Annotated in this window: 1 pseudogene; it reads left to right on the plus strand. The window is 47.1% G+C overall.

Features of this window, described 5'->3' with window-relative positions:
• Window positions 1-351: 351 nt before the first annotated feature.
• Window positions 352-1,135: pseudogene (locus tag B9Y90_RS26270) on the plus strand (hypothetical protein); the annotation flags it as partial.

Here is a 1,135-nt window from a genome sequence, read left to right on the forward strand (position 1 = left end):
TCCCCCCCCGGATCATGGACGACTGGGGGCAGTAATCATGCCGGGTCTGGCTGGCTAACACCCCCAGTATAAGGGGGACGAATAAAGTAACGGGGCTTACCGGACAGAACGATACCATCAAAAACTGTGCTGAAAGCCTGCCCACGCTGTATCATTTGAATGGTACGGGTTAATTCTCAATGATGCTCCCTTTACGTTACGACTCTCCGTTCTGTAGAAGGGAAGCTTAGGCATCAGAATCCGACATGAGCGAGCGGAAAGCTTTGCCAGCAGAGGCATTCCCTCCGGGCACTCATTGCGAAGGTAGTTCAGTTACCTTCAATAGAGGATTGGATCGCCCGGCTGGCTCATTTGAAGTTTGATGAAACCTTCGCTCGCGCCTGCTATGAAGCGTTGAAAGTAAGGCGCTCGCAGTTTGAGGCATGTGCTGCCGTTGATTCTATCCCCGCATTCAATTGGGCACCTATTGAGCAGGCAGTAGAAAAACGTGCTGCCGATTTAATTGCTGAGAAGATTAGTTTGTCGCAATTGCAGCAAGATGGCCAACGCCAACAACTTGAAAAGCGCGTTAAGCAACTGTCACTTAGACGATTAGATAAAATCTCGGGAATCCTGGCGCAACACAGCCTGCGGGATGCCAAGCCTGACAAGGCGCTTAATGTGATTAGGGATCATGTCATTCCTAAGCTCAAAAAGCATCAAGCCGATGCAGATGCCGATGTTTATGATCTTACAGCAAAGAGTGCATGCAGCGATTTTCGGATAATCTTGGAACGAATAGTAGAATTCGTCCTTTTGAATGATGTAGTCGTTCGTTTCAGACGTGATGTTATGACCAAAGGGAAGCTGCGGGGGATCGCCAAGGTAGTAACAGAAGACTGTGATCTTATTGACGCACTGATGACTAAGTATTCAGTTTACGAGCACTCGCAAGCCGATGAGCTGCCCCTGGTACCGGTTGAACTCGATGAATTCGAAAAAGATGTATTGAAGCTCATTACATGGATGAATGAGTTCAAAACTCGAATCGTGTTCTGGTCGAGCCTGTACATAAATTTGTGTAATTGCCTGATTTTGATATGTTCAATCCAACATCAAAAGCAGGTTAATTTATGGACGAAAAACAGTTGCAGGC

It is taken from the genome of Cedecea sp. NFIX57, from assembly GCF_900177785.1.
Classification (GTDB): domain Bacteria; phylum Pseudomonadota; class Gammaproteobacteria; order Enterobacterales; family Enterobacteriaceae; genus Cedecea; species Cedecea neteri_C.